Source organism: Streptomyces durhamensis, assembly GCF_000725475.1.
Classification (GTDB): Bacteria; Actinomycetota; Actinomycetes; order Streptomycetales; family Streptomycetaceae; genus Streptomyces; species Streptomyces filipinensis.
The window spans coordinates 22886-49854 of the sequence record NZ_JNXR01000037.1 but is presented as its reverse complement, the minus strand read 5'-3'; the positions used below and the strand labels follow the sequence as shown (position 1 = coordinate 49854).

The 26969-nt window shown below is 68.5% G+C and carries 26 protein-coding genes and 4 pseudogenes; 14 read left to right on the top strand and 16 right to left on the bottom strand.

Going from position 1 to position 26969, the window contains the following annotated elements; translation table 11 throughout:
• Positions 1 to 83 precede the first annotated feature (83 nt).
• Positions 84 to 2291, bottom strand: coding sequence for an NACHT domain-containing protein (locus IO33_RS44830; protein WP_157857977.1), 2208 nt, complete (start codon positions 2289 to 2291; stop codon positions 84 to 86).
• Positions 2292 to 2878: 587 nt separating this feature from the next.
• Between IO33_RS44830 and IO33_RS53630 the strand changes: the two genes are divergently transcribed.
• Positions 2879 to 3007 (top strand): hypothetical protein, encoded by a 129-nt coding sequence (locus IO33_RS53630; protein WP_280921952.1) that lies wholly within the window; start codon positions 2879 to 2881, stop codon positions 3005 to 3007.
• A gap of 104 nt (positions 3008 to 3111) precedes the next feature.
• A complete protein-coding gene (locus IO33_RS0137240; RefSeq protein ID WP_031173439.1) occupies positions 3112 to 3489 on the top strand; it encodes a hypothetical protein in 378 nt (125 codons plus the stop codon).
• A 395-nt stretch (positions 3490 to 3884) separates the two neighbouring features.
• Here IO33_RS0137240 and IO33_RS50715 read toward each other — a convergent pair whose 3' ends face one another.
• Positions 3885 to 4064, bottom strand: a complete 180-nt coding sequence (locus IO33_RS50715; protein WP_157857976.1) for a hypothetical protein — start codon at positions 4062 to 4064, stop codon at positions 3885 to 3887.
• 394 nt (positions 4065 to 4458) lie between these two features.
• Between IO33_RS50715 and IO33_RS52960 the strand changes: the two are divergent.
• Positions 4459 to 4668: pseudogene (locus IO33_RS52960) on the top strand (DUF6009 family protein); the annotation flags it as partial.
• Positions 4669 to 4721: 53 nt separating this feature from the next.
• Here the strand turns inward: IO33_RS52960 and IO33_RS0137230 are convergent.
• Positions 4722 to 4886, bottom strand: a complete 165-nt coding sequence (locus IO33_RS0137230) for a hypothetical protein (RefSeq protein WP_157857975.1) — start codon at positions 4884 to 4886, stop codon at positions 4722 to 4724.
• A 307-nt stretch (positions 4887 to 5193) separates the two neighbouring features.
• Here IO33_RS0137230 and IO33_RS49785 point away from each other — a divergent pair, with 307 nt between their 5' ends.
• Complete coding sequence (locus IO33_RS49785; RefSeq protein WP_157857974.1) at positions 5194 to 5931, top strand: hypothetical protein; 738 nt, start codon at positions 5194 to 5196, stop codon at positions 5929 to 5931.
• A gap of 56 nt (positions 5932 to 5987) precedes the next feature.
• Here the strand turns inward: IO33_RS49785 and IO33_RS0137220 are convergent, their stop codons facing one another.
• Both IO33_RS0137220 and IO33_RS0137210 read right to left on the bottom strand, forming a co-directional pair.
• Complete coding sequence (locus IO33_RS0137220; protein ID WP_063765847.1) at positions 5988 to 6320, bottom strand: helix-turn-helix domain-containing protein; 333 nt, start codon at positions 6318 to 6320, stop codon at positions 5988 to 5990.
• A 642-nt stretch (positions 6321 to 6962) separates the two neighbouring features.
• Entirely contained in the window at positions 6963 to 7835 is an 873-nt protein-coding gene (locus IO33_RS0137210) for a LysR family transcriptional regulator (protein WP_031173431.1), read from the bottom strand.
• A gap of 121 nt (positions 7836 to 7956) precedes the next feature.
• On the opposite strand from IO33_RS0137210, the gene IO33_RS0137205 reads away from it, so the two are divergent.
• The 3 genes from IO33_RS0137205 to IO33_RS44825 all read left to right on the top strand — a co-directional run bounded on the left by IO33_RS0137205 (position 7957) and on the right by IO33_RS44825 (position 9844).
• Complete coding sequence (locus IO33_RS0137205) at positions 7957 to 8955, top strand: NADP-dependent oxidoreductase (protein WP_031173430.1); 999 nt, start codon at positions 7957 to 7959, stop codon at positions 8953 to 8955.
• A gap of 53 nt (positions 8956 to 9008) precedes the next feature.
• On the top strand, positions 9009 to 9194 hold the full coding sequence (locus tag IO33_RS0137200; protein ID WP_031173428.1) for a YggL 50S ribosome-binding family protein: 186 nt from the start codon (positions 9009 to 9011) through the stop codon (positions 9192 to 9194).
• 173 nt (positions 9195 to 9367) lie between these two features.
• On the top strand, positions 9368 to 9844 hold the full coding sequence (locus tag IO33_RS44825) for a hypothetical protein (protein WP_157857973.1): 477 nt from the start codon (positions 9368 to 9370) through the stop codon (positions 9842 to 9844).
• Between the two features lie 92 nt (positions 9845 to 9936).
• On the opposite strand, the gene IO33_RS0137190 is transcribed toward IO33_RS44825, so the two are convergent.
• From IO33_RS0137190 to IO33_RS0137180, 3 genes are all read right to left on the bottom strand, one after another.
• Complete coding sequence (locus tag IO33_RS0137190) at positions 9937 to 10878, bottom strand: alpha/beta hydrolase (protein WP_031173425.1); 942 nt, start codon at positions 10876 to 10878, stop codon at positions 9937 to 9939.
• 182 nt (positions 10879 to 11060) lie between these two features.
• Positions 11061 to 11657: an NADPH-dependent F420 reductase gene (locus tag IO33_RS0137185; protein WP_031173423.1), complete on the bottom strand. Its 597-nt coding sequence runs from the start codon at positions 11655 to 11657 to the stop codon at positions 11061 to 11063.
• Positions 11658 to 11699: 42 nt separating this feature from the next.
• Positions 11700 to 12518, bottom strand: coding sequence for an inositol monophosphatase family protein (locus IO33_RS0137180; RefSeq protein WP_031173421.1), 819 nt, complete (start codon positions 12516 to 12518; stop codon positions 11700 to 11702).
• Between the two features lie 137 nt (positions 12519 to 12655).
• Here IO33_RS0137180 and IO33_RS0137175 point away from each other — a divergent pair, with 137 nt between their 5' ends.
• A complete protein-coding gene (locus IO33_RS0137175) occupies positions 12656 to 13564 on the top strand; it encodes a LysR family transcriptional regulator (RefSeq protein ID WP_031173419.1) in 909 nt (302 codons plus the stop codon).
• A gap of 295 nt (positions 13565 to 13859) precedes the next feature.
• Here the strand turns inward: IO33_RS0137175 and IO33_RS0137170 are convergent, their stop codons facing one another.
• The gene (locus IO33_RS0137170) at positions 13860 to 14969 is read right to left on the bottom strand and encodes an FAD-dependent oxidoreductase (protein ID WP_031173418.1); all 1110 of its coding nucleotides are present in this window, start codon (positions 14967 to 14969) and stop codon (positions 13860 to 13862) included.
• Between the two features lie 124 nt (positions 14970 to 15093).
• Here IO33_RS0137170 and IO33_RS0137165 point away from each other — a divergent pair, with 124 nt between their 5' ends.
• Entirely contained in the window at positions 15094 to 15687 is a 594-nt protein-coding gene (locus IO33_RS0137165; RefSeq protein ID WP_031173416.1) for a TetR/AcrR family transcriptional regulator, read from the top strand.
• 153 nt (positions 15688 to 15840) lie between these two features.
• Here IO33_RS0137165 and IO33_RS52955 read toward each other — a convergent pair whose 3' ends face one another.
• A complete protein-coding gene (locus tag IO33_RS52955; RefSeq protein ID WP_245235976.1) occupies positions 15841 to 16347 on the bottom strand; it encodes a TetR/AcrR family transcriptional regulator C-terminal domain-containing protein in 507 nt (168 codons plus the stop codon).
• Between the two features lie 27 nt (positions 16348 to 16374).
• On the opposite strand from IO33_RS52955, the pseudogene IO33_RS48225 reads away from it, so the two are divergent.
• A pseudogene (locus IO33_RS48225) lies at positions 16375 to 16638 on the top strand (transposase); the annotation flags it as partial.
• A gap of 83 nt (positions 16639 to 16721) precedes the next feature.
• Here IO33_RS48225 and IO33_RS0137155 read toward each other — a convergent pair.
• Complete coding sequence (locus IO33_RS0137155; protein ID WP_157857972.1) at positions 16722 to 18293, bottom strand: alpha/beta hydrolase; 1572 nt, start codon at positions 18291 to 18293, stop codon at positions 16722 to 16724.
• Positions 18294 to 18873: 580 nt separating this feature from the next.
• On the opposite strand from IO33_RS0137155, the gene IO33_RS0137150 reads away from it, so the two are divergent.
• Positions 18874 to 19596 carry a peptidylprolyl isomerase gene (locus IO33_RS0137150; protein WP_031173412.1) on the top strand — a complete coding sequence of 241 codons (723 nt, stop codon included), beginning with the start codon at positions 18874 to 18876 and terminating at the stop codon, positions 19594 to 19596.
• A 308-nt stretch (positions 19597 to 19904) separates the two neighbouring features.
• Positions 19905 to 20840: a TIGR03619 family F420-dependent LLM class oxidoreductase gene (locus IO33_RS0137145; RefSeq protein ID WP_245235973.1), complete on the top strand. Its 936-nt coding sequence runs from the start codon at positions 19905 to 19907 to the stop codon at positions 20838 to 20840.
• A gap of 29 nt (positions 20841 to 20869) precedes the next feature.
• Here IO33_RS0137145 and IO33_RS44815 read toward each other — a convergent pair.
• A pseudogene (locus IO33_RS44815) lies at positions 20870 to 22020 on the bottom strand (IS630 family transposase).
• 99 nt (positions 22021 to 22119) lie between these two features.
• On the opposite strand from IO33_RS44815, the gene IO33_RS50710 reads away from it, so the two are divergent.
• On the top strand, positions 22120 to 22296 hold the full coding sequence (locus IO33_RS50710) for a hypothetical protein (protein WP_167349497.1): 177 nt from the start codon (positions 22120 to 22122) through the stop codon (positions 22294 to 22296).
• A 635-nt stretch (positions 22297 to 22931) separates the two neighbouring features.
• Here the strand turns inward: IO33_RS50710 and IO33_RS53625 are convergent.
• Positions 22932 to 23057, bottom strand: coding sequence for a hypothetical protein (locus IO33_RS53625; protein ID WP_280921951.1), 126 nt, complete (start codon positions 23055 to 23057; stop codon positions 22932 to 22934).
• A 409-nt stretch (positions 23058 to 23466) separates the two neighbouring features.
• Positions 23467 to 24636, bottom strand: coding sequence for a carboxylate-amine ligase (locus IO33_RS0137120; protein ID WP_245235972.1), 1170 nt, complete (start codon positions 24634 to 24636; stop codon positions 23467 to 23469).
• A 186-nt stretch (positions 24637 to 24822) separates the two neighbouring features.
• Here IO33_RS0137120 and IO33_RS54245 point away from each other — a divergent pair.
• A pseudogene (locus tag IO33_RS54245) lies at positions 24823 to 24970 on the top strand (Tn3 family transposase); the annotation flags it as partial.
• A 287-nt stretch (positions 24971 to 25257) separates the two neighbouring features.
• Here IO33_RS54245 and IO33_RS0137115 read toward each other — a convergent pair.
• Positions 25258 to 25992, bottom strand: coding sequence for a dienelactone hydrolase family protein (locus IO33_RS0137115; protein ID WP_031173407.1), 735 nt, complete (start codon positions 25990 to 25992; stop codon positions 25258 to 25260).
• Positions 25993 to 26426: 434 nt separating this feature from the next.
• Positions 26427 to 26936, bottom strand: a complete 510-nt coding sequence (locus IO33_RS0137110; protein WP_051927191.1) for a hypothetical protein — start codon at positions 26934 to 26936, stop codon at positions 26427 to 26429.
• Positions 26937 to 26969 lie beyond the last annotated feature (33 nt).

The following is a 26969-nucleotide window of genomic DNA, read 5'->3' as shown; positions in this document are numbered from 1 at the left end:
CGCGGGCAGCAGGCCAGCTTCGAGTAGACCGCCCCGAGGGGCGCCGCTCGGCTCCGTCGTCGACGTCCGCTGGCATGACCTGGTCAGGGTTGACGGCGTTCCCATCCGCACCACCCGTGCCGATCTCGTTGTCGGCCTCGGGTGGCCCCTGTGGAGCGTCCCGGCAGTCGGCGGCCTTCTGCGAGGTGCCGCTGGAGGTCGATGTGGCGGAACTGGTATACCGCTCCCGCCTGTCTCAAGACGCCGCGCCTCTCGTGGGCGTCGCCTAGGAAGCTCATCAAGCGCCAGGGCACGTGCCCTGCCACCGCCAGTTTGATATGCGCCACCCGGAACTCCATCCACACTGAACGGATGAGTCCGAGCACGAGACCAATTGGGAAGGTGACCGCGAACGCCAGCGCAATGTCTTCCCCGACCACCCGGCCCCCCAGGGGGATAAGGAGCGTGTACAACAGTGTATACATCAGCACGCCCGTGGTCCCGCCCAAGAAGGTAAGGGCCCAGAAGGTGCGTTGGTCCCGAGCCAGGACTGTTCTTGGCCCCACTGCCTTGTCCAGGTCGGGGTGCACCGACCGAAGTCCGCTCAGGAGGGCAAATGGGACCACGCCGGTGAGCCCGCCGATAAAGCCGGCCATGGGTCCAATCTCCAGCCCAGAACTGGTCCCGAACGCAAACCCGAAGAAGAGGCCGAGAGTGAGTCCGCCTGTCCGCCAACCGGATCTCTCTCTCCAGCTCCAGCGAAACCCCGAGCTTGGGCTTCTTTCTCCTGATTTTGAGGCGACCACGGCTGCCACTAGTGCGAATGAAATCCCTACGCAGAGAAAGACACCGAGCCCGGTCGCGAAGCCGTCATAGAGTCCTGCCACGAGGCCTCCGGGGAGCCCGCCCATGAGGCTGGCCGTAAGCCCGATCGCCAGCGGCTGTCCGGAGGGGAAGGCTTTATGAAGTTGCCACCAGGCGAGGTTGGGGGTCCCCCCGAGCGTGTGCTGAAGGTGGCTGGCGAGGAAGGCGAGGGTGCGCTGTGCTTTGTGAACGCTCCAGCGTGGGGGGTGCTGAGGGTGGGGGCGGTAGGCGGCGGGGATGAACGCGGCGAACAGATGGGTGTCGAGGTCCCGGCGGGTGGGGTAGCGGGCCTGGTCGAGGAGTTCATCGGGGTCGGGAAGTTCGGTGACCTCTTCGTCGGGGCGGGGGTTGTAGATGGTGCGGGCCAGGAACAGGCCGAGCGGGGTGCTCAGTGCTTCGGAGGCCGAGGTGTCGGTGCCCAGCGCAATGGTGACCCGTCTCCAGCGGGCTGCGGCCGGGGTGCCGGCGCCTCCGGCATCGCGCTCCAAGTAGGCAGCCGCTTTCGCGGGATCCAGGGGCAGCAGGCGGATTCCTGCCGCTCCATTCAGAAGCACCTTGGTCCCGGATGGAGCGGTAAGGGCGCTGCGGTACTCGGCGGTGCGACTGGAGAGCACGAGCGGTTGCCCTGCGGGTAGTGCCTGGTTGATGCCATGCAGGGCCCGGGCGCCCACGGCTTCAGGGAGTTCATCCAGGCCGTCGAGGATGGGCAGGATGAGCCGCTGCTTAAGCAAGGCGCGTGCCAAGGTGCCGGTTGCGCCCGGTGGGCGATCGGCGGGTACGGGGTCGCGTAGAGCCGGGTGGTCTTGCTCGAGTTCCTGGGTCATCCATGCGTACAGGTCCTGCCGGGCTGGGTCCCAGGAGGCCAGTGAAAACAGGACCGGGACGGGGCCCTGGGGAGGGCGGCGTTCGAGCAGGGCCAGGAGCAGGCGGATCAGCAGCATGGTCTTGCCCCCACCAGGATCGCCGAGGACCACTAGACGGCAGGTGGGAACGCGCTCGAAGGTCTTTGCGATCTCACCCCCCTCGCCGGCCAGTCCTCTGGGACTGACAGCCCACGTGGAGGCGGCTTCCGAGGACTGGCCAGGCCAGCTTTCGGCGAGCTCCCTCAAGTGTGGCCACGACTCCACCAGGTCCGCGTCGGCCGCGACCCATTCGACCGACAGCGGGAAAGGGTCGTTGAGGCGGCGTACCTGCGCCTCGGCCTCCCACTGTTGGCGCACCCCCTGGGCAAGTTGGTCGGCTACCTCCTCCAGGGGGGCGGGCACGCGCCCGTTCTTGCCGCGGTGAAGCACGGCAATCACTGCGGCAGGTAGCGCCAGCAGACCGGTGAAGGCGGACACGAAAGTGACCAGATCTTTGAGCTGGTGGCCGCGAGCGACGTACCACGCCAGGAATACTCCGACCGTGACTACATACAGCAGTCCAACCCACTTCGGTGCACGTCTCACACAGTGATCATGCGGGACTGCGAACGGCATTCCCATGATTTGACGTCGTCGATCGTCGGACCGGCAGGGAATCTGGCGATCCCATCACGGGATCGCTAGGCGAGGAAACGCCGTAAGACCCAGGTCAGCGAGTTCCGTCGGTAGCCTCGGCCTCGGTACTGATGGGCTCGCGTATTCAACTGTCGCCGGTTCCTGGTGGAGGCGGGGGTTATGGTGACTGTGTGTGATCGTTGGGTGGTTTACGGGATTATGGCTGCCGCCACTGTGCCGTGAACGCGCGGGCGGGGTTCTCGGTGAAGATTGCAGGGGCGATGTCGGGTCCCAGTTCATTCTCGATCCGCGGACGCAGGCCACTCAGCAGGAACGGCATGCCCGGGCCGTCGGCGTGACTGTGTCAGGTAGTCGACGAGCTCGGTTTCGGCTTCCATCCACCCGAGGACTACGAGGACTGCTGGGAGGGCCGACTGGCGCTCGCCCGCTGGTGGGCCGCCGAGATCGTCGGCGGATGGCTCACCCCCCTCGAGGGCGCCGAACTCACCGTCGAGAACGTCGCGGAGGCCTACGGGCAGTCCGAGGAGTTGGCACCCATGGTCGACGCGGTGCGGGCGCTCCAGGACTACGGCGGGCCACACTTCCCCGACGACATACCCGCACACCTGACCCGGGCCGCCCACGAACTCCTCGCCCGCATCCCACCCCCGTCCACACCACCCTGAGAACACGACCGCGCCAGGCGATCAACATGACCGAGGCGTTCGGATGCCGTCCGCCGCGGCGCCTCGGGAAGCGACCAGGGACGGCCAGGACGATACTTCTCGCCATGAGAGTCAGATGTCTGGAGATCATCCACCCCGACGGCGACGTCCCCGTCACGGAATTCGACGGGATCCAGGTAGGCGGTGTCTACCCCGTTATGGAGATGGTCGCCTACGACATCGACTGCCAGATCCGCGTGCTCGGCCCCGATACGCCCGACCCCGGACTGCTCTGGGACCCCGCCTCCTTCGAGACAGTGGACTCCCGGATACCGCCCGGCTGGACCCTGGTGATCGCCAATGGCCGCACCCACCTCGCCGACGCCCGCTGGCAGCGCCCCGGCTTCTGGACCGACTACGCCCACGGCGACCCGCAGGCCCTGGCTGACTACGAGCACGTGAAGCGCGAGCTCCTCGCCACCACCCCGCCAGGCGAGCACTGACCCCTGCGGCCAGGTGCCCTCTCCCGCATCCGAACGGGCAGGCCAGCAACCCGACGGAGACGGACCAGACCACCTGAAAAACCTGCACCCTGGCGTCTCAGCCAATCTGGTCGTGCCAGGTTGCGGCCACCGGAGCGGACCAGATCATCTGACGCGGGACATCCGCGCGGGGAAATAGCAGCGCCTGACCGCGGCCGTCGGACCTTGATCGGCGAGGGCTAGACGGCTGCGGTCAGGGTGCGGGGCTGAACCCTTCGAAGTGGACAGGGGGCAGCGAGCGTGGTGGCGAGCGGAGACGGCGCGCCGACGGGTCCGGCTGTCGTGCACCGAGCCGGGCGCGGCCCCCTGCTCGCCTGACCACGTACCACGCTGGCTACCCTCAATGATCAGTCGGCTCAGGCGTTGCCCCATGCTTCGAGGAATCGTTTGCGGTCGTCCTCTGTCTCGTGCAGCTGACGCCTGGCGAGTAGAACATGCCAGGCGGGGTTCTCGGCGTCACGCAGCCACACCTGCCGGAGGTACCGGCCACCTGCTACGAACGTGTCATGAGCCAGTGCGCCGATCAATTCGGTCACGGCGTCGTGCTGCGCAGCCGGGGGGACAACGGCCGGCGCTCCGTGGCGGTGATTGCCGCCCAGTTCGCGACGCGCCCGCCACCCGCGTCTGGGGACTACTCGATTTTCAGCAGTTGGGCGTAGTACTGCGAAATGGAGTTCGGCCTCTCCCGCGCACAGGCGTACCAGCTGCTGGACGTCGCCCCCGCAGAGGCGCCGGGGGGCGAGGCTGTCAGATGTTATGCGAGGCCTGCGGCAGCAGCCTGGGGGCTGGGGGCGTCGGTGAGCAGCAGGGCGCTGTCGTGGGTGGAGCGCAGCATTGGCATGGGCCGGACTCCTTGATGGCGCGCACGAGTCCACCTGACAGCTCTGACGATGACCTGCCAGCCGGGGACTTCGCAGGGGTCTTCAAGGCGCCTCCGGCACCTTCCGCCGTCGCGTCTTCTGGCTGCTGCCCCACGACCGCGACAGCGAACCCGACGGCCTGTACGCCAGGAGTGCTCCAGCCGAAGCCGTCGACCCGCGCACCCTGGAACCCCGCGTCAAGGGCTACAAGACCGAACGCTCCGAAGGCGGCCCGCCCTCCCGCGCCATGAGGGAACTGGGTATACAACTCCCGCTGTAGCCGTTCGAGGAGCGGACGTCCCTTCGCCAACGACCTCAAGACGCCCCATCTGCTCATCGCCCGGAGTCGGCAAACCACTCGAAGTCCGCCAGCGCGCCGGCCGACTGGGAGCCCACCACCCGTGCCTTCTGGTGCACGTATGCAGAGGACTGCACCCACATCAAACCGGTCGGGAAGCCGACCAGTACCAGCAAGGAGGAGACGCCCCAGTCGTCCATGCTCGACACCTGCAACAACTGACATCGGCGCGCCCGGGACTGCTCGGACGGGCCGGACACGCTGTCCAATTGTCGCTCAAAGTGACGGCGTGGTATCACTTGGCTGACATCATCAACTCCACCCGCACAGTTCCCAGCGAGGTGACCGGCGAGAGACGAGTGCTGGTGTCATGTGCCGATAAGGAGGCCTTGCGGTCTTCGCACGCCAATGGCGGTCCGGCCTGTCCGTGGGACGTCTGTCTAGGGGGCGCCGTCGATGGCTTGGCTTCACCACACCTGGTTGGTCGATTACGCATTACCTGCCGCCGTGAGCGCGGCCATCGCGTGGGTGGGGCTGGCTCGCGAGTTCGCCGGGAAAGGACGGCTCCTGGGCAGCTGGGCATCGTCTGCGCTGATGCTGCTCGTGCTGGTGCTGATGGGTGCGGTGGCGGCCGGCGCGGTGGTGCTGCTGCCGCACGCGGCGTCAATCCCGCCGGTGATCGCGGGCGCGGCGACAGGGGCCACCGCGCTGCCCCGACGCAAACAGGACGAGACGTCGCAGCCGTACATCAAGTTCATGACCTTGGGTATCGCCCTGGTCCGGGAGCGGCTGGTGCAGCGTGTGCACCTCGACGCCTGCGCCTGGTCGGACCGCTTCCTCCAGGGCATCGAAACGTCCGCGCAGCTCAGAGTCTTCGTCCACGACCTCAAGCTCTACCTGCTGGAGCGGCATCCACTCGCCGTCGAAACCAAGATGATCAACGCCATCTACACGGACGTGGAGACGGCAACCGACGCGGCGCTGGACGTGCAGACAAGCATCGACGAGGCGTGCCGTCAGGCCGAGCGCGCACCCACGGCTGACGAACTCGTCGCCCGTCGCCAGGCCTTCGGAACCGCCCTAGCCCAGTGCGGACACCTGCTGCGTTTCGCGTACGTGCACGGCCGCCGCAGCGAGAACGAAGAACTCAAGGCCCTGCGGGCGAAGGCGATGTCCAACGACGCCTTCCACAGCCCGGCCCTGCCACCACAACGTCGCTGGTTCGACCGCTGGCTCATCCGCTAAAAACCCAGGTGAGCCGCCGCACGATGACGACGCGCCGCACAGGCCCACCTCAAGGCTCAGCGGCGAGCCGACAGACCGCTGCCCGTAACGAGCGACGAGTCCTTGCTATCGCGGGCTTTGGCATCCGTCGACTTCGGCCGGGGACGGAAGGTGATCTCCACATCGGCATCCAGCGCCTCCGCCACGGCGGCGAGGCTGCGGACTGTCAGGTTCGCATCGCCAGACATGATCTGGCTGACCCGGCCCGGGCTGACCCCCATGGCCGCAGCCAGATCGGAGCGGGTCTTGTTCTGTCCCGCCAGGAGGCCGGCCAGGGAGGCCGTTGCCTGCCGCGCTATCCGAGAAGCCGCTGAGGTCGTCCGGCTGTCGTCACGGGCAAAAATGCCCATGATTCACCCCCAACTCATGAAGCTGCAACGCTCGTTGCCGCTCCATCAGCATGCCACCTTTAGCTAGAGCTAAAAACTCGGATGGTGAAGAATCTACGCCCTTCACAGGTGCTGGCATGCAACACCTGGCCAGAAAACCGACCCTATGTCATTCCATTGGAGCAGCGCCCGGCGTCGGCCGAGTACTTGCGTCGGCGACACCGTCTCTGACCCTCCGGCAGCGGCTGGTGCTCCCGCTTCGCCGCGATACGCTGCGCCATGCCCTCGGTGCACTGGTCGCGGAATTTCCGGGCCCTGATCGTGACGAGGAGGCCGAGGGGGCGCTCGCGCTCGTGGACATACTGGCCCGGGACCTCGACCGGCGGCTGGAAGCGAGAACTGGTCCGAACGCGTGTCCTCGCTGACGACGTGACCGGGCCGAGCCATCGTTGCGTCATGCTCGCACTCCAGCGCCCCGGACTCCTCAGGATGCTGTGCCCTCTACGAGGCGAGTACAGGCCATTGTCGTTTCCCGAGAGCAGTTGGCGACAAGATGGGCAGTTCCTGTGTCGAGCGGTGATCAGCCTGCGGTGAGCCGGCGGGCTTCCACTCGGAGGCCGTGGTAGACCTGCCGCCCAGGGCCATCGCCCGGCCTGGTTCCGGTCAGGATGACGGGGCGGCCAGGACGGTGGCAGCCAGCAGGAGATACCTGATCATCGGATTCGGGTCGCCCTTGCGGCTGACCAGGACGACCTGGCTGGGGGGAGCACCCTCGATCGGGACGGTGACGAGGTCAGGACGCAGTGAGCTGCGCCGATCGCCGACCGGTAGGACGGCGATCGCCCTGCCACTCGCGACGAGTTCGAGCTTGTCCTCGTAGCTCTCGATCGGCGGCACGCCAGCCCCGAGGATCCGGTAGGACGTCCAGCCCGCGGTCTCGAACGCGCACGGGGCCGCCTCTTCGCCGGCCAGTTCTTCGGCGGTCACCGACGCGCGGTCGGCCCAGGGATGGCCGCGGGGGACCACGAGCATCCGGGGCTCCTCGTACAGGGGGGTCGTGGACACGTTGTCGGCGGCGAGCGGCAGCGGGGTTCGCGCGATCAGGGCGTCGACGCGCTTGTCGGACAGTGCGCCGACGTCGCGGCAGCTCAGATGCCGGGTGGCGATCTCGGCGTCCGGGTGACGGTGGCGTAGTTCCCGTACGGCGGCGGTGATCACCAGGTCTTCGACGTAGCCGATGGTGATTCGTTCGGTCCGGGCTTGTTCACGGACGGCTAGTTCGGCCTGGCGGGCGGCCTGCAGCAGGGCTTGGGCCTGAGGGAGGAATATCTGGCCGGCCGGAGTGAGCCGGGTGCCCTGGGGGGTGCGGTCCAGCAGTCGTGTGCCGAGATATTTCTCGAGCCGTTGGATCTGGCGGCTCAGCGCCGGCTGGGCTACGTGCAGGTCGGCGGCGGCCCGGCCGAAATGCCGGTGCGCCGCCACCACGGTGAAGTAGCGCACCAGCCGCAGTTCCAGGTCCTGTCCGAGATCGTTCACCGTTGCAGGGTACGCGTCATGCTGTTTCGGGATGACCGGTTGCCGGAGGGGTCTTGGACGGCCATGCCGTCCGGGGCCTTGACTGAAGGAGCAACGTTTCCCAGAGAAAGCGACAGGCGCGATGAAGGCGATCCAGTTCCACGAGGCCGGCGGGCCGGAAGTTCTGCGGTACGACGAGGTGCCGGTTCCCGAGATCGGTCCGGGCGAGGTGCTCGTGCGGGTGCACGCGGTGGGCATCAACCCGCCGGACTGGTACCTGCGTGAGGGGATGAAGGTCATGCCGGCCGAGATGAGGCCGGTGCTGGAGTTCCCCCTCATCCCCGGAACGGACATGTCGGGCGTGGTCGAGGCGGTCGCTCCGGACGTGTCCGGGTTCGCCGTCGGTGACGAGGTCTTCGGCATGCTGCGGTTCCCGGGATTCGACGGCCGGACGTACGCCGAGTACGTGGCCGCGCCGGCTTCTGACCTGGGTCACAAGCCGGCCGGTATCGACCACGTTGAGGCGGCCGGGGCGCCGATGGCCGTGCTGACGGCCTGGCAGTACCTGGTTGATCTCGGCCACGACGTGCCGTCTCCGTTCACCGGCCAGGTGCACCAGCCGGTGCCGATCACGCCAGGGATGACCGTGCTGGTCAACGGGGCCGCTGGTGGAGTGGGTCACTTCGCGGTGCAGCTGGCGAAGTGGAAGGGGGCACACGTCATCGCGGTGGCCTCGGGGCGGCACGAGCAGTTCCTGCGCAAGCTCGGCGCCGATGAGTTCATCGACTACACCACGACGCAGGTCGCGGACGTGGTCAGCGGCGTCGACCTGGTGATCGACACCGTCGGTGGCCCGGACGGTTCACGTTTCCTGACCGTGCTCAAGCGCGGCGGCACCATGCTTCCGGTGTTCTTCGCCAAGTACGATCCGGAAGAGACGGCGCGTCTTGGCATCACCGTCTCGAACATTCAGGTGCGTTCCAGCGGCCCCCAGCTCGCCGAGATCGGGCGCCTGTTCGACGAGGGCAAGCTCCAGGTCGGGGTGGACAGCACCTACCCGCTTTCCGAAGCGGGCAGCGCACACACGCGAGCCGCGCAGGGCCACATCCAGGGCAAGATCGTGCTGACGGTGGTCTCGTGATCGCCGACCTCCAGCAGGCGGTGGCGCACTAGCCCATGCCCTGGACGAGCTGAATGTGGCCGAAGTGCGAGACGGACCTCGGTTCGCTGACCGAGGAGGACAAGGCCACCGTCGAGGCGTGGCTCCACAGCCGGGACCGGTTCCTCACCGTGTTCCCCGTCGACGCCGTGTTGGCCGGGCGCCAGCAGCTTGCCCAGCCGACCATCGACCCGTTCCTGCTGACCGGGGAAGCGAAGTGACCGGCGGCCGCAGTCCGCAGCGACAGGCATCGAAGGGCTTGGATCCCGCGCGCCCGGCCGCCTTGGATCCCGGGCGCCCGGCCGCCTTGGAGGCCGGCCGCCAGGCCGCCGCAGTGCGGCGCCGTGCCGACAGCGAAGCGTGCCGACGACGCGTGCGGGGCGTCATCGCCGGCATGCGCAAGACCCGCAAGCCGCTCTCCGACGCGGAGATCACCCGGCGCGCCGAGGTCAATCCCCAGTACCTGCAACGACACCGGGACCTCAGGGCCGAGGCGGAAGCCGTCCGCGCGCACCTCGCCGGCGACCGGCGCCGGGCAGCGGCGCCGGGCAGCGGCTCCGAGCGGCATCCGACGGGCGCTGCCCGGGCCTGCGGCAACGTCGGCAGGCGGCCCGTCGGATGCCCCGAGATCATCCAGGCCGCCCCTACCCTGCTGCCCGACTCCGAGCAGTCGGTCACCAAACTCCTCGGCGTCAGCCCGGGCACCCTCTACAGCCGCATCCCGGCCTCCGGGAGCCGCGCGAGGCCGATGATATCTGGGGCTCTCGCCTGTTTTCGCCGGTCAGCGCCTCGAGGAGTAGTAAGGCAAGTAAGGCACATCACTCGGCCCGTCCGGGGCGTGTTGACGGGAGTAGTGACTTACGGCGTGTAGGACGGTCAGCAGCTTGCCGTGCGCGTGAGCGGTGCACTGAACGCGTTGGTCATTCATTCGGTGCGCCCGGATTTCGTTTGCGCTATTGACTGTCAGTCGTTGAACGCCGTGGCCACGGCATCTCCGAGCTGATTCAGGACGTCCCGCGAGAGCTGCACCGACCCGGTGAACGAGAAGAAAGCGTGGGTGGCACCCTTGACCGGGAGGTGCGTGACCGCCACGCCGGCGTCGGCGAGCTTCTGCGCGTACCGGTCACCCTGGTCCCGCAACGGATCGTGTTCGGCGGTGACGATGACGGCGGGAGGCAGCCCGGCCAGCTCGTCGGAGCGCGCCGGCGAGACACGCAGGTCCGCGCCTTCGTCGGGCGTGTTGAGGTAGAGGCCCCAGAACCACTCGAGCCAGCTGCGGCTCAACAGCGGTCCGGCCATGTTCTCGTACATGGAGGGGCTGTCGTCGAACCGGTCGACCGCCGGGTACGCCAGTACCTGCAGTGCGATCCGAGGTCCCCCGCGCCGCTGCGCTTCCTGCACGAGGGCCGCGGCGAGGTTGCCGCCGGCGCTCTCGCCGAACACCGCGATGCTTTGCCCGTCGCCGCCGAAACCTCCGGCGTTGGCCGCGACCCACGTCAGGGCGGCGTAGGCGTCTTCGATCCCCGCCGGGAAGCGGTGTTCGGGCGCGAGCCGGTAGTCGACGGAGACCACGATCGTGCCGGAGCGGTTGGCCATGATGCGGGCGATGTGGTCCTGGCTGTCCAGGTCTCCGAGCACCCATCCGCCCCCGTGGAAGAAGACCGTCACGGGCAGCGGCCTGGAGCGCGGGACGGTGGCGGGGGCATAGATGCGGATGGGAACCTCGAGTCCTTCGGCGGCGGCCACTGCATCGTGCGCGCTGCCGACCGGCTCGACGTCGCCCGCGAGGGTGGAGAAGCTGCTCACGAGGTCGCGGTTCTCCGCGACCGTTCGACTCTCCGGTGCCGGTTCGCCTCCTTCGGCCAGCTTCTCGAGCAGCGCATCGATCTGGGGGTCGAGGGACATGATGAGGACCTTCCTGGAGCTGGCGAAACGACACGGATTGGAATGACTGTTCCAATCTCTACAAGTCGCAGGAGTGGAGCAGCGGCAGTGTGATGCCGTCCGGCGCTGGATCGCCGGCCCCGGCTGCGCTGTCGTATCCGTTCTGGATGTGGGCCCGCAGGGAGCGGTGCACTGTGTGCGGATCAGCGGGCGATCGAGATCGCGAAGGGTGTGAATCCGCTGGACCGGATAACGTGCGGGACGAAGAGGATCGCGGCCTCGGTGGCGCGGGCGGTCTGGATTCCGCCGAGGTCGGTGATCCACTCCTTGTGCCAGCCGAGGTCGGTGAGCAGTCCACCGACAGTCTGCTTGGCCTGCGGGTCGTCGCCGGAGAGGAACGCGGTCGGTGTCTGGGTGAGCGCGGCCGGTGCGGTCATCACCGGGAAGAGCATGGTGTTGAGGGTCTTGACGACGCGGGTTTCGGGGAGGGCGTCCTGGAGTTGCTCGGCGAGGCTGGAGCCGGGGTAGATCAGGTCGGCGGGCAGTCCGTCCGGTCCGTCGGTGGTGGCGTTGGAGACGTCGACGAGGATCTTGCCGCGCAGTACCTCCCGTAGGGCGGCGAGCCGGTCCAGCGAGCCGGCTCCCGGGGTGGCGTTGATGACGATTCGGGCTGTCCGGGCGGCGTCTACGGCGGCGCCCGGTGTGCGGTCCGCGACGGTCACCTCGTGCCCGGCCCGGGTGAGGGCTGTGGCCAGGTTGCCGCCGACGCGGCCGTTTCCGAGTACTGCGATCGTGGTCATGGTGATGTGGTCCTTTTCGTGGGTGCGGGTTGTGGTGCGTGGTCAGCGTGTAAGCGTGGCGACGGCCTGGGCGTGGACACCGGGCGCGGCGGCCAGGAAGCTTTCGCTCTGCGGGGTCCAGGGGCGGCCCTCGGCGTCGGAGATCCGTCCGCCGGCCTCGGTGACGAGCAGTGCGCCGGGGAGCAGATCCGCCCGGGCGCCGGCGAACTGCCAGAAGGCGTCGATCCGGCCGGCGGCCACGTTGGTCAGGTGCAGGGTCGCGGGGACGGCGGTGCGGACGACGAGCGCGTCGATGAGCATCGCAGTGATCGAGGAGCCGACGCGCCGCACGACGTTCTCATCCTCGTCGGGCCGGGCCTGGCTGGTGGCCACGATGCTCAGGCCGAGGTCCGCGGTTGGGGAGACGTGCAGCGGTCGGCCGTCGAGGTGGGCGCCCGCGCCGGCGAGCGCGGTGTAGGTCTCGCCGGTCAACGGCAGGTGGACCGCGGTGAGCACCGGCTGGTTCTCCCGCACGAGGGTGGCGGTGACCGCCCACTCCGGCAGGGCGTGCAGGTGGTTGACGTTGCCTTCGGCCGGGTCCACGACCCACCACTCGCCGGGCGGCAGCGCCCCGCCGTCCAGCTCGTCCTCCACCCAGCCGGCGTCCGGGCGCAGTTCAGTGAGGGTGGGGCGCAGGATGTCGAGGGCCGCGTCGTCGTTGGCGGCGAGGGCGCCCATCAGCTCTTCGCGGGTCTGGTAGCGGACCACCTCGCCGAAGCGCTCGCGCAGCGCCGAACCGGCCGCACGCACGGCGATCGCGGTCTGGGCGAGCAGGTCGGCGTCGGAGGCGGCGGCGTCAGTGGTCTGAAGCGTTTCGGACATGGTGAACTCCCTTGTGAGTAGCAGGTGATGAGGCCGTTCGAGCCGGACTGTGCGCTCTGTTCAGTGCTCTGGCCTCGAAGGTATAGAGCCCCTTGGTTAACTTCAAATGCATGTAAAGCACGGCTAGGATTACTCGCATGCAATTGGATTTGAATCTGCTGGCCGCGCTCGACGCGCTGCTGGAGGAGGGCAGTGTGGCCGGGGCGGCCGCGCGCCTGCATGTCACCGCCCCCGCGATGAGTCGCAGTCTGGGCCGGATCCGGCGCACGACCGGGGATCAGATCCTGGTGCGCACCGGCCGCACGATGACCCCGACGCCGTATGCGATCGCCGTGCGGGAACAGGTGCACGAGCTGCTGCAGCAGGTCCAGGGGGTGCTGGCGCCGAGCCGTGAACTCGATCTGGCAACGTTGGAGCGCACCTTCACACTCCGCTGGCACGATTCCCTGGTCGCCTTGGGCGGCCCCTCGCTGCTCGCGGCCGTGCGCGGACAGGCGCCGGGCGTGCGGTTGCGCTTCGTCGCGGAATCGAGCATTGACACCCCCGGGTTGCGGCGTGGAGAGGTCGACCTGGAGGCGAACGCCAACCGGCCGAGCGCACCGGACATTCGTGCCGAGAAGGTGGGCGAGACCCGCCTCGTCATCGTGGTGAGGCAGGGGCACCCGCTCACTCGTGTCAGGACCGTCACCGCGAAGCGGTACGCCGCCGCTGAGCACGTCACCGTTTCGCGGCGTGGAAACCTCGGCAATGCCCTCGACGACGCCCTCGCGCGGCTCGGCCTCACCCGCCGCGTGGTGGCGACCGCGCCCACGGAAGCTGCCGCGCTGGAGTTCGCGCGCGCCTCCGATCTCCTGATCAGCGTCCCTGAAGCCACCGCGCGGTCCGCGGTCGCCGACCTCGGCCTGGTCGTCCTCCCCCTCCCGCTCGAACTGCCGTCGGCGCCGGTATACCTGTCGTGGCATCAGCGCTACGACACCGACCACGCCCACGCCTGGCTGCGCGGGCTGGCGCGAACCGCGCTGGCCATGGGCGGAGCGTCGTCGTAGCCGGCGCCGTCCGGCTGCTTCACCCATACGTCCAGGCGACCACCTCGATGCCGCACGGCCGGCCGCTGTCCGCACCCGCATCAGAGCACCAACCCCGCCGGTAGGCGTACACGACCGAGCTGAACGGGGCCGCGAAGCCCGAGCTTGCCGAGAAGGCGGGACACGAACGTCTCGACAGACTCCTGGCCGCCCACCCCCATGTTGCGCCGGCCGTGGGGCGGTCGGAGCGACGCCTGCGGCTCACGATCGCTGACCTGTTCGCCCTGCTCAGTCAGTCGGTCGGATACGCGTCGCTTCAGGAGGCCGTCGCGGGAACGAGGTTGTCGAGCCCCTTCGCACTCCCCGTCGCGGCCTCGATCGAGCGCGGCAGCATGATGCTCTCGTAGGCGCGGACGGCGTCGTCGACGCTGGACTCGGTGACCAGTGCGTGGGCGAGGTCGACGCCGTCGAGCATGGCGAGGTTGGCGCCCAGCCCGACGGGTGGCATCAGGTGCCCGGCGTCGCCGAGCAGCGTGACGCCGGGAACGTGATCCCAGGTGTGCGGGGCGGGCAGGACGAACAGGGGCCGGTGGATGAACCCGTGGTCGCTGTTGCGCATGAGGTAGCGCAGGTTCTCGTCCCAGTCGTCGAACAACCTCAACAGATATGTCCGCACGGCCCGCTGGTCGCCGAGGTCGACACCGGCGGCCTCATGCCAGTCCTTGGGCGCGCGGAGCGCGATGTAGGCGCGGATGTGGCCGTTGCTGTTGCGCTGGGCGACCAAGGACCTACCGGAGCCCTTCGCCAGCATCGATCCGTTGCCGACCAGCAGCGCGAGCTCGGGATGGCGGGTGTCGCAGTCGTCGAACCCGGTCTCGACGAAGGTGACACCGGTGTAGCCGGGTACGGCGGGCGACAGAGACGGGCGCACGCGTGACCAGGCGCCGTCGGCACCGACCACCAGGTCGAAGTCCTCGGCGGTGCCGTCACCGAACAGCAGCCGGCAGGTGCCGTCCGCCAGCGGGGCGACGCCGGTGACGGCACGGTCCCACCGCACCGTGCCCTCGGTGAGCGAGTCCAGGAGCAGACCACGCAGCTGGCCTCGGTCGATCTCCGGCCGGCCGCCGTCGGCGGAAGGTCCCTGCTGCGTCCGGAGGGCGGCGGTGGCGAAGTCGAGCACGCGCCACTCGTCTCCTTCGGGGCGGGCGAGAGCGTGGAATCGGTCGAGGAGCCCCGCCGCACCGAGGGCGGCCTGGCCGGTGTCGGGATGCATGTCGAGGGAGCCGCCCTGCGGGCGGGCATCGGCGGATGCCTCGCGTTCGAAGACGGTGACGGAGCGGCCGTGTTGCTGGAGGACTCGGGCGCAGGTGAGGCCGCCGAGGCCGGCGCCGACAATCGCGATGCGGGGATCACGAGCAGAGTTCATGGGAGTGCCCCTCGGTAGGTGGGTGAGCCGCCGGGAGACCCGGCCCGACCAAGAAAGCACACTCGATAAATAAGCGCAATGACTAAACTTTCGCAGCGACTGCACTTCGGGGTACGGTGGGCGAGTGACCGAACCGACCGGGCGCCGCGAGCGCAAGAAGGCCCAGACCCGCCAGTCCCTGGCCGACGCCGCGCTTGAGCTCTTCCTCGAGCGCGGCTACGACCAGGTCGGCGTCAAGGACGTCGCCGACCGCGCCGACGTCTCGGTGACCACCCTGTTCAAACACTTCTCCGGCAAGGAAGCCCTGGTCTTCGATCAGGACGACGAACTGGAAGCGGAACTCGTCGCCGCCGTGCGCGAACGCACCCCGGGCCAGTCGATCCCGCAGGCGCTGCGCGAGCACCTCCTGCTGAAACAGGCCCAACTCGCCGTCCATGCCACCGACCCGCGGTTCGCCGACTTCACGCGCCTGGTGCAGGAGACCCCCGCGCTGCGCGACTACGCCCACCGCATGTGGACGCGTCACGAAGCGGCCCTGGCCAGGGCCGTCGCCGAGGCGGTGGGTGCGCCCGAGGGTGACGTCAGCTGCGCAGCCCTGGCCCGTTTCGCCCTTGAGGCCCGCAGCCTCATCCTGCGGCACGCCGAACCGCGCCGAGCCGCCGACGAGGCCTTCGCGCTGCTCGAGCACGGCTGGGCAGCCTCCCATCCGAGCAACTGACCGGGCTGCCAGGCACCCCGCTGTGCGCGGTGGCGGTGCGCGCTCGGGACCCTCGGTGAGGCCCTCCGCGAGGCGTCCTCCCTCGATACCCCGTCGGCCGGCGTCGGGGGTGTGGAGTTCCCTGATGAACCCGCAAGTGACGCTGTCGGATCGTCAGGGCCGGACCGGGAGGTTGGCCTCCCATCCGTCGAGGAACCGCTCGAGTCCCAGTTCGAACCCGCGCTCGGCCCTGTCGGCGGCGTGGGGAAGCTCGGCATCACGAATGACCCTGGCGAGGAGTGGATGGCGCCCGCTCTTGACGACTTTGTCGAGGTAGGGCGCATGGGCGTCCATCCCTTGCTGGATGCCGACTCCGGAGCGTCGGACGGCTTCCTGTTGGGCGAGCTCGCCGATGGCGTAGCCGCGGACGAACGCCTGCAGCGCGTCGACAATGGTGATCACGACGTCGATATCGAAGCCGAGGGGATCGAGGGCGGCGCGTGCGTGTTCGATGGCTCGAGGGAGTTCGGTCCAAGCGATGGGCGCCCTGCCGCGAGGGAGGTCATCCAGGGATGCCGGTGGAAGGTGGCTCGAACGATGGGCCAGGTCTCGCAGGTCGCTGCGACAGTCGCCGGTGGGGGCAGGTGGGCCGCCGTCTTCGGCCGCTACGGCGTCGAGCATTAAGTCGAGCAGGTCGCTCGCCACCCACACTTCGCGGCGCTGTGCGGGGTCAGCCCCGTGGAGCGGTCCTCGGGCGGCCGGCAGTACCGTCGCCTCAACCGCGGCGACGACCGGCAGGCCAACGCCGCCCTGCACCGGATCGTGCAGACTCGCCTGCGCGTCGACCCTCGCACTCAGGACTCTTACGAACGCCGCAGCAAGGAGGGCAAAACCCGGTGCGAAATAGTCCGAAGCCTCCAGCGGTACGCGGCCCGGGAGGTCTTCCACCTGGTCAGACCTGTGCAGTCGTAACCTCCGTTATAGGGGCAGTCGTGAGACGTAAGAGATCTGGGGCGTGAGTGAGACACCACCGAACACCCTGCGATACAGCTGAGTCAGTCGTCGTAGACCGTGTCCGGCGGCGGTGTTCGACCGGTGAGCAGGTAGCTGTCGATGGCGTCCCTGGTGTGGCTGGTGCCCTTGGCCAGGTAGCTGGTGTGGCCGTCGCCCTGGCGGGTCACCAGCACGCTGGAGGGAAGATCGCGGTGCAGTCGCAGGGCCCACGGGTACGCCGTTGAGGGGTCGTGGGTGGCATTGGTGATCAGGATCGTCGGTGCGTGCCGGACCTTGATGGGCCGCGGTGGGTTCGCCACCCGTGCCGGCCAGCCGACGCACCCGGTGAGGATGGTCCACGACTGGGACGCGCCGCCGAGACGAGGCGCGACCGCCTGCCCGAGCCGTCGCAGGTCCTGCAGATCGTGCAGCGTCCGGATCGGCGTCGTCCAGTCGAGGCACTCGATCGCGATCTGACTGCCGTTCGCATTGTCGTCGTTCGGCCCGGTGGCAACGGGCTGGGTCAGCGCCGACGCATCGCCGGCCTCGGCCTGTCGGAGAGCGAGGGCGAGATCGTTGCGCCGGGACGGGAACAGCAGCAGGCCCTGCGCGGCGAACCGGATGTCTTCGCCGGTCACAAACGGACGGCAGTCACCCGCCTTGGCACAGGACGGGGCAGGGATCGGACGGTGGTCGGCGGCTGCTACCAGGGTGTCGAACAGCCGCCCGACCTCGGTGCCGTGCAGCGCGCAGGAGGGCGTCTGCGCACACCAGTCGAAGAAGCGGTTGAGGGAGTCCTCGTACGCGTGAGACTCGTCCTTGAACAGGCGCACCGTCGACAGCGAGTGATCGAGTGCCCCGTCCAACGCCAGGGTCCGGATCCGGTCCGGGAACAGTTCGGCATAGGTGGCTCCCAGTTGGGAGCCGTAGGACAGGCCGAGGTAGTTGAGTTTCCCCTCGCCGAGTGCTTGGCGCAGGGCCTCAAGGTCGCGGGCGGCACTGACGGTGTCGACGTGGTCCAGCAGTGGTCCGGTGAGCCGACGGCAGCTCCGGCCCAGTGCTTGGTTCCGCGCGACCAAGCGCCGGAACTCGACCTCGTCCTTGGGGAACAGAGAGACCTGGCGATTGAGCAGCGCGGGGTCGCAGCGGACAGGACTACTGAGTCCGACACCGCGCGGGTCCAGGCCGATCACATCGAAATGTTCCCGGGTGGCAGCGGAGAACACGTGCGCCCCGAGGGATTCGGCGTACACGAACTGCGTCCCGGAACCGCCGGGGCCGCCAGGGTCGAAGAACAGGCTACCGACCGGATGGGCGCCGCTCGCCCTGAGCCGGTCCACCGTTATGGTTGCCTTCAATCCGTGTGGGTGCGCATAGTCCACCGGCACCTGGATGGAAGCACACTGGAGTCCCGCTGGTGAGTCGGGAAACGGGCACGCCGTCCAGTTCAGTGACGGCGCCGGATGGCCGGCGGCAGCGGCGGCATCCGCGGCGGCGGCAGTCGCCGCGGGCATCGTCAACATCGCGGTGACGAGCGCCGCCGTTCCGATCGCCCTGGCTTTCAGGGCCACGACCTTCTGGTTCAGCGACCGGCCCGTCATCGTGGGGCGTGGCGTGGGCACTCTGCTTGTCACGCTCTTCATCCTTGACCGTGCTCGGCCCATCGTCCATCAGGGACCACCCTGATCGAACCCCGATCGAACCCCAGTCGGCGCAGCAGTCCTGTGGCACAGATGACCGCGGACAACCCAAATGCTGCGCCCTCCGGAACGCGTGCGCGAGGCGGTGACGACGCGGGCGGTACGGCCACCCAATAGTCCAACGTGTCACCGGTTTCGGTGACCGGCCATTGACAGCTGCTCCGCTCAGCGTGAGGTTGAGTTGCAGGCCCAACCAGCATGGCTGGTTGGGGCACCGTGTACGCGTCGCCAGCGAGGTGGCGGTCAACGCGGTCGGCGGCGGGCCCGTCTCCGGCAAAGCCCGGATCCCGCCTCGCTTCCTGCCCCCGTCTTCCCCAGCTGGGCAACCGCGCGAAGGCGCCGCCGGTCGGCCGGCGTTACGGCCGGCGCTGTGCCGCATCCGAATGAAGTGGCCTGCGGCCGCGGGCCGAAGGCTGGGAGGCGGATGTGGCTTGCGGGCCGGTTCTCGCCCGCCGGGCCGCGCTTTAGACTGCGACCGCTCCGAAATCTGGCGATCTTTTGGAGGGTGTGCAGGATGAACCGAGCTCTCATGACCGCATTGGCGGCAGCAGCGTTGGTCGTGTCCGGGGGCAGTACCGCCTCCGCTTCCGATGCCCCGCCGCGAACCACGCACGGCCCTTGCCAGTACACCCAGACGCCGGACGAGCCGGCGGCGCGGCCGGTTCCCCTGCCGCCCGATCCGCGGCACACCCCCAGTCACGGCACGGTCGACATGGCTGTCCCGACCAGCCAGGGCCCGCTCCCGCTGCGTCTGGACCGGGCGAAGGCGCCGTGCACGGTCCAGAGCTTCCTGCACCTGGCGCGGCACCGGTTCTACGACCGTACGGTGTGCCATCGGCTGACGGCGTATCCGACGCTGAAGGTCTTGCAGTGTGGCGACCCGACCGGCACTGGCGAGGGTGGGCCGGGGTACGAGTACAAGGACGAGCTGCCGGTGGACCTGCCGCCGGCACCGAGCGATCCGACCGGCGTCCGTCGCCTTTACGGGCGCGGCTTGCTGGCGATGGCCAACGCCGGGCCGAATACGAACGGTTCGCAGTTCTTCGTCGTCTACGGCGACTCCGCGCTGCGGCCGAACTACACTGTGTTCGGCACGGTCGGTGCCGCCGGCCTGGACACGCTCGACAAGATCGCTGCTGGCGGTATCGAACCAACGGCGCAGGACCCGGCGCCTGTCGACGGCACGCCCGTGCTGCGGACCGAGCTGCTCAGCGTCCGGCCGTCCTGTCGGCCCTGACGAATTGTGGCGCGGTCAGCGCGGTCCAGCTACGCGCCTGGCCGCGCCACGGTGATGCCATTCACAGCGATGACGATCGAGGAGACTTTCCGGCTCGCCGCCCGGCGGGAGCACGACGTCGCCGCCGTACTGAACGACCTCGACGACCCCGGCGCATCTAGTGCTGTGACCGCATAGGTTCACCGGGTCCACCTCAGTGGACTCGCTTGTGGCGTTGGGTGGCGAGGAGGTCCGAGTGACGGGCGTTCCGTTGCCTCTCAGCGGGATGAATTGAGGCTGTACGGGAGTTGAGGTCTGGCGGGCAGGCGGTGACCGATCGCTTGCCCGCCACCGGACCGCCGTTGAAAGGCCACTCCATGTCTCTGTTACGTCTCGGCATCTCCCTGCAGCCGCGCTGGCCGATCGATGATGGAGCTGGTGTGCTGCGTGCCGCACGCCGTGCCGAGGACCTGGGCTTCGATCACGTCGCGGTCGGTAACCGTCTTCTGGACAGTGGGTTCGGCCTCGACACCGATCCGCTCGTCCTGCTGTCGGCTGTCGCTGGCGTGACGACGCGCTTGCGGTTGCTGACGTCCGTGCTCGTCGCGCCGTACTACCCGGCGCTGGTGCTAGCCAACCAGGCAGCCACCTTGGACGTCGTGTCCGGCGGCCGCCTGATCCTGGGGGTCGGCACCGGCTGGAACCCGGAGGAGTTCGACGCCGTCGGCGTGCCCGCCCGCGAACGCGGCTCACGCACCGACGACCACCTCGCGGCCGCCAGGGCCCTGTGGACCCGGCGCCCCGCTGACTTCGACGGCCGGTTCACGACACTGCGTGCCGCGCAACTGGGAGTACCTCCCCTCACTCATGGCGGTCCGCCCGTGTGGGTTGCCGGCCACAGCGACGCCGCCCTGCGCCGTGCGCTGCGGTTCGGTGACGGCTGGTACGGCACCGGCGCTGACGCCGCAGAGGTCGGCGACGTGCGCCACCGCCTGCACGAACTCGCTGCCGACACCGGGGACGCCAACCGACTGACGCTCGCTTCGGCCGCATTCCTGACCCCGCCCGGCATCCCCGCGGCGATATCGCCACCGGGACGGCCGCTGGGCGGCACAGCCCCCAGCGCGGCGAGCGTCACCGACGACCTTGGGCGGCTCGCCGAGGCGGGGCTCACCGCCTGCACCCTGTGGCTGCCCATTGCTGCTGAGCACGTCGGGGAAGCGATGGAGTGGATCGCCACCGAGGTCGCGCCGCAACTCACCTAATGCCGTGACCGATAAGGACCGATGGTTGATCACGCTGCGGCGGTGAAGGTGCGTCCGCCCCAGCGAATGCCCTTCTCGCTGCGGATGCGGGCGCGTTCCTCGCGTTCGGATGCCAGGACATCGCGGTGACGGGCGTTGGCGTTGCGCCAGCGCAGGTAGGCGTGCAGGGACCGGGTCTGCACGGTGTGGTTGGGGTAGTTCGAGTTGGCGATGGTGAACTGCCGCAGAGGTCCGAAGTGCGCCTCGATCGGGTTCGCCCACGAGGCGTAGGTCGGGGTGAAGCACAGCTCGACCTTGTTCCTCGTGGCCCAGCGGCGGATGTTGGTGCCTTTGTGGGCGGACAGGTTGTCCATGATCACGTAGATCGGTGCGCCGTCGGGCCGGGCGGCGCGGATCGCCTTCAGCGCGGCCAGCGTGTTCGCGGCGCCCTTCCTGCGGCTGTTGACACCCCACAAGCGGTCGTCGCCGACCGAGTAGCAGCCATGGAAGTAACGGACCCCGTGGGTGCGGTCGTAAGTGGCCGGCAGCCGGTCGGGGTGCTTCTGCCTGGCCCAGCCGGAGCCTGCGGTGGGCCGGATCCCGAGCGGGCCGAACTCGTCGAACGCGAAGACCCGGTCAGGGAAGCGGTCCAGTACTTCCTCAATCCGGTTCAGCTTCGCCTCGCGCTCGGGGTCCGGGGACTCCTTCCACGTCTTGGTGCGCTGGAAGGTGACGCCGCGGCGGGCGAGCAGGCACCGTAATGCTTCGCGGCCAATGCGGATGACCCGGCCGTGGACTTTGCGCAGGTAGACGACGAGCTTGCGCAGTGACCAACGGCTGAATGGCTGTCCGAGCTTGGCGGGTCGGGTGGTGGCCGTCTGGACGACAAAGTCCTCGTCGTCAGGGCTGAGTTGGCGGGGACGGCCTCCCGCCCACCGAGGGTCCAAGCAGGCCAGGCCGATCTCGTTGAACCGGTGGATCACATCCCGGACGGTGTCCTCATCGGCCTGCACCAAAGCGCGATCACCGGCAGCCGGCTCCCGCCGGCCGACGCCAGCAGCATCATCGCCCGCCGGTGGCGCACCGAACTCGTACTGCCGCGGCGCACGATCTGCTGCAGCCGCTGCCCTTCCTGGTCGGTCAGTCTGCGCACACGGACAGGCTCAGCCTCCGCGCCTCCAGCGGTCGGAACGGACGTCATCACACATCCAACCGCCACGACCACCCACCCGGCGAACCTACGCGGTCACAACACTAGGAGTGGATCGTGGAGCACGATCGACCGACGAGGCGTTTGCACGTGCTCGAAGTCCTCTTCACCCTGCCCGCGGCCACACTGGACATGCTCCACAAATCCTGGTCCTGGTACCGCAAGGAGCGGGATCTTGAGGTCGACGCCCGGACCTCCCGCAAGGCGCTGCAGGTGCTGGACGGCACGATGATCGCCGTCGACGAGTACGGGGGTGCCCTTCCCTAACCCGTCGATCGCGAACTACCTCCGCTTCCATCTCGACGCCGGCGGGCCCCGATGGCCGCGCTCCTCGGCGCGTGACCGACCCCGTACGGATCCACAGCCTCATCGACGCGGCGGGCATGGCGGACGGGTCCGGCATCCTCGCGCAGCTCAACGCGGAGGTCGGACGGAAGGCGGCCGCGGTGCGGGAGACGGCGGAATGTGTCGAGTGGTCCCCCTCCCCGGCGACGAGAGCGAGGCGTCCCATCTCCAGAGGGTCCGGGAGACCGCCGAGCTGCTGACTCCGCACCGCTGGCGGAGTACGTAGTAATGGAGACGACCTCCGGCCCTGGCACGGCGAGCATGTCGAGCATCGGGTGGATCTGCTGGACGCCATGGGCGGCAGCAGGCTGATCGCACGGAGGACGTGGCACGCTTCGCGGGTGAGGTGGCGGAGGGGGCCAGGCTGCCTGGCGGATCAGGTGGAGGCCGGTGACTGGTACAGGGTCATCTGCCCCTACGAATTCCTTGGGGGAGGTTCCCGGGGGCTCGCTGAGCGGGCCTCCGCTGGAGGCTCTGGTGGAGTGCGCGCTCGAACGGGTGTCTGAGCCATCCCCGTTGTTCTAGTCAGCGGACATCGCACGAGATTGGCCTTCGCACTACGACGCGCCGCTCCGTAGCAGCGAGGCGAGGAGTGCCACGTCCTGCTCCGAGAGCCGTAGCGCGTCGGCCGCGATGTTCTGCGCAAGGTGGTCAGGATCGCCGGTCCTCAGGACGGTCAGCACGTGTGCTCCCTGGTGCAAAGTCCAGGCCGGACGGACCTGTGCGACGAAAGCCTCGTGTGCGCGGGTGACGGCACACACCCCTTCGCGGTCTTGGTCCACCGGCTCCGCCTCGCGCCCAGGGCCGGTGATAGCGAAGAATGGAACGCGGCTTCACCAGGCCTGTCGAGTTCCCAAGGCCAGAAGCCTCATGGCGAAGGCCGGCTGAGGTTTGCGGCGGCCGGCGAAGGCTTGGGAGGTCCGGCGACCGAGCCGTACAGAGCGTGGCGCGGCCCGGACGGCGGCGTGCACCTGGGAGTGCCTGGCCCGACGAGCCGCTGGGAGTCTGGTAACCCGGCTTTGGCTCGCTGCGAGCTTCGGGACACCACGCTTCACCACGGCGCACCGTCGAGAAGGCTGTCGCCGGCCATGGTCAGGTGACGGATGGACGGAAGGCGGTTGCCGCGGGGGAAGGGCGGGCGGTCATGGAATGGATCAGGTGATCGACGACATCGGGTAGATGACGTCGCCGGCCGTGCGCTGCTCTTTGGCGTTCGGCGCCATTTCCGTGGGCGAGTAGATGTGCTTGTGCGGCGTGCACAGGTGGAAGATCGGTGGCGCTGAGGGCGCTGTGCACCGTGTGTGTCAGGCGTTCCATGAGCGCCCTGGCAGGTTCCGCTTCGCCTGTGCGCAGGTTGATGCTGGCACCGGCCAGGCCGTCCCGGGCGGCGCGCCAGCATGCGGCCTTCAGTATCTCCGGTCTCGGGTGGGGGGCGGACTCGCCACGGCGGATATCTGCCAGGGCAGTGATGGCCAGGCCTTTGACGACGCCCGCGAGGAGCACGGTGTCGTCGACGGTCGGAGTGGCGTCGGCGATCCGGATTTCGAGGGTGGGCACGTGGTGGGAGGGCCGGATGTCCCAATACAGCCCACCGCGGTCCATCACGGTGCCTGAGGCGATGAGACTGTCGACGAGATCCTGGAAGTGAGCTTGGGACAGGAAGTAGGGGGGCGGGCCCGCTACCGGCCACCGCCCCCAGGCCATGGTGCGCCAGCTGGCGTAGCCGGTGTCACGGCCCTCCCAGTAGGGCGAGTTGGCGGCGAGGGCGATCAGCGCGGGCAGCCAGGGCCGCAGGTGGTTGCTCAGCTGTACGGCGGTTTCCTCGTCCGCGATGCCGATGTGCACGTGACACGCGCACGCGCTCTGCTCGTCATCCAGCGCCCCGAACATGGCGACGCTTTGGGCGTAGCGGTGGCCGAGGGTGAAGGGGGGAGGAGTCTGCTGGCCGAGTACAGGGGTACCGCTGGAGATGACGGCCAGCCCCAGGCGGGCGGCGGCGGCCGCGACGGCAGCGCGTGTTGAGCAAAGCTGGTCGCGTAAGTCCGCCAAGTCGGTGTGGGGGTCGGTGCGTACTTCGACCTGGTAGCGCGTGAGCTCGGTGCTCACCCGGTCACCCAGTTCCGCGGCGGCGTCTGCCACGACTTTCTCGGCCTCCGCTCTCACCTGGCGGGAGTCGGGGTCCACCAGCAGGTACTCCTCTTCGACACCGACGGTCACCGGCGAGGAACTGTCCGGCGAGCGGTGACGCCCCCTGGTCGTCACCGGACGGCTCCCTCGTTGTATGTCCACATTCCGCACTTCATAGCGACCATCCTGTCACTTAGCGTGTTCAGGCGATCGTCTGTCAAGACGTCGGGTGGTCGCACCACTTGGATACAGACAAGGCAGCTACGTGTCGCTGGCGGCGGCCCTGCAGGATCGAAGCGGGCCGCAATGCCGGCGCAGCAGGTGATCTTCCACCGCGAGCAGGGACAGCTACCAGCGCCACCAGGGCGGCGTGGAGGACCAGATCGGCGCTCTCGGGCTGGTCCTCCACGCGTTGGTGTTGTTCAACGCCAGGTACATGAACGCTGCGGTCAACCCACTGCGCCGTGAGCCTCGCCCGCCTCTCCGATGGCTTACTCGTGGACGCAGGCAGCCCTCGACATGTCGGCGATCCAGCTCCAGTCGGGCTGGCCGGGTACGGGCTCTCCTCGGTTGACGAAGTAGCCGTCGTCGCAAACACCACCGAGCGGTCGCCACGAGATACGCCAAGCCTGCCGGCCGCTACGAAGCAACCGTGCTGGTCGCGGCCACCACTGAGTGACTGTGACCAGGCACTCTCGCAACACGCTTCAGGACTGCCGAGCCGTGCAGTTCAGGTTCGGTTTCCGGACCGGAGCCTCAGCAGTTGGCCAGAGTGCGGCCGAGGAGGGGGAGCAGGTGGTCCCAGTGAAGCCGCAGTGCGGCAGGGTTGAAAGCGTCGGTGTCGGCCATGGTGAAGCCGTGGACGGTGTCGGGGTAGATCTCAGAGGTGTAGTCGACACCCGCGGCGTCCAGGGCCTGGTTGAGTTCGCCGAGGGCCTCGGGCGTCAAGTCGGTTTCGGCGTGGCCGAAGTGGGCTTGGGCGGTGAGACGGCGCAGGCTGTCGGGCCCGGCGGCGCCCACGGGGGCATGGAATCCGGCTACGGCGGTCACCTGTCCGGGGTGGGCCGCGGCGGTGCGCACCGCCAGCAGGCCGCCTATGCAGTAGCCGATCACCGCGACGGGTCCGGCGCCGGCCTCGGGCTGGGAGGTGAGGAAGCTGAGATAGGCGTCAGCGTCGCGCAGGGTCCGTTCGATGGTATGAGCCTCGATCAGGGGCATCAGCCGACCCATGACCGCGGTGCGGGCCTCCTCTCCGATGTGCCCGGGAAGTTCGACCACAGGTGCCGGGCCGTGCCGGTAGAAGAAGTTGGGGACGAGCACGTAGTACCCGTGGCCGGCCAGTTCGCGGGCCATCTCCCGCAGCACGGGCCGGACGCCGAAGCCGTCCGCGTACATCAGCACCCCTGGGTGCCGCTGGCCGTCGTCGGGGAAGGCGGCGAAGGCATCGGCCTCGCCGTCCGCGGTGGGAATCTGCAGCATCTTGGTGGGCATGAACTCTCCTGTCGTGGTTGATGTGTTCTGTGATCAACACGACGAAGGCGGAGCCCGCGCAGCTGCACAAGATCCTCGATCGAACAGCGGGCCCGCACTGGCCCGTACGGCGCTCAGAAGAGCACCGGGTCACCGATCCGTGTGTGGCGCAAGGCCGTCCCGGTAGTCACCCTCACAACCTAGTCCACCGAACCAAGCCGACGCCAGCGCCCCCAGTCCACAGCGCGGTTCGCGAGAACGATCTCGGCCCACGCCTCGGATCCTGAGCCCGGTCGACGCGCTGCCCGTGACACCAATACCGAGCTTGCGGCTGCACGGCCCTCACGGCCCTCCTGAAACGTGCCCAACTTGCGTTTAACCTCTGCCTCGGTCAGCTATTGGCTGGTCGAGGCAGAGTCGAGGCAGATAGGAGAGACCGCACGGAGTGCCAGCTTTCAATCTTCATGCGACACACCGAGGTCGTGACGCATAGCGGTTCGCATAGTTCGGAGCATGTCCCAGACCTCGTACTGGGTCTGGGCCGCGGTCTCCATCGTTTCGCCTGGACCTGGGGCACCGCGTTCGAGGCGCTTGACCTGGCCGTAGACCTTGTTCAGGGCTTTGTTGACGGCACTCGCTGTCATGAGTACTTCTTCGGGAGCGATCATCTGTGCTTCCGAGTAGCGGTCGCGGTGCGCGTTCTTCGCCTCGTCGAGTGCGTCCCTGTCGGCGTCCTCCACGCCGCGTTCCCTCATGACATGTAGGTGTCGCTTAAGTGCGGTGGTGAACTGTCGGGCATCCCGGTTGAGTTCCACGTAGCAGGTGCGTCGCAGTAAACGGTTCTCACGGGTCTCTTCGTGGTCACGAACGAGCTCTATTTCCCGGCGCTTTGCTCGTTCGGAGCCGCGTTGGGTGAGGAGTGATCCTCCCAGGGTTCCTGCGACGCCTGCCACCGCGATGATCACTGAGCTGAGATCCACCGACGCACTCCGCGAACT

Bases quoted from the DNA above. Each gene is read 5' to 3' on its own strand.
- IO33_RS53630 (WP_280921952.1), top strand. From the start codon at position 2,879: ATGGTCGACGCGGTGCGGGCGCTCCAGGACTACGGCGGGCCACACTTC.
- IO33_RS0137240 (WP_031173439.1), top strand. From the start codon at position 3,112: ATGAGAGTCAGATGTCTGGAGATCATCCACCCCGACGGCGACGTCCCC.
- IO33_RS0137230 (WP_157857975.1), bottom strand. From the start codon at position 4,886: ATGGACGACTGGGGCGTCTCCTCCTTGCTGGTACTGGTCGGCTTCCCG.
- IO33_RS0137220 (WP_063765847.1), bottom strand. From the start codon at position 6,320: ATGGGCATTTTTGCCCGTGACGACAGCCGGACGACCTCAGCGGCTTCT.
- IO33_RS0137205 (WP_031173430.1), top strand. From the start codon at position 7,957: ATGAAGGCGATCCAGTTCCACGAGGCCGGCGGGCCGGAAGTTCTGCGG.
- IO33_RS0137200 (WP_031173428.1), top strand. From the start codon at position 9,009: ATGTGGCCGAAGTGCGAGACGGACCTCGGTTCGCTGACCGAGGAGGAC.
- IO33_RS44825 (WP_157857973.1), top strand. From the start codon at position 9,368: ATGCGCAAGACCCGCAAGCCGCTCTCCGACGCGGAGATCACCCGGCGC.
- IO33_RS0137190 (WP_031173425.1), bottom strand. From the start codon at position 10,878: ATGTCCCTCGACCCCCAGATCGATGCGCTGCTCGAGAAGCTGGCCGAA.
- IO33_RS0137185 (WP_031173423.1), bottom strand. From the start codon at position 11,657: ATGACCACGATCGCAGTACTCGGAAACGGCCGCGTCGGCGGCAACCTG.
- IO33_RS0137180 (WP_031173421.1), bottom strand. From the start codon at position 12,518: ATGTCCGAAACGCTTCAGACCACTGACGCCGCCGCCTCCGACGCCGAC.
- IO33_RS0137175 (WP_031173419.1), top strand. From the start codon at position 12,656: ATGCAATTGGATTTGAATCTGCTGGCCGCGCTCGACGCGCTGCTGGAG.
- IO33_RS0137170 (WP_031173418.1), bottom strand. From the start codon at position 14,969: ATGAACTCTGCTCGTGATCCCCGCATCGCGATTGTCGGCGCCGGCCTC.
- IO33_RS52955 (WP_245235976.1), bottom strand. From the start codon at position 16,347: ATGCTCGACGCCGTAGCGGCCGAAGACGGCGGCCCACCTGCCCCCACC.
- IO33_RS0137150 (WP_031173412.1), top strand. From the start codon at position 18,874: ATGAACCGAGCTCTCATGACCGCATTGGCGGCAGCAGCGTTGGTCGTG.
- IO33_RS0137115 (WP_031173407.1), bottom strand. From the start codon at position 25,992: ATGCCCACCAAGATGCTGCAGATTCCCACCGCGGACGGCGAGGCCGAT.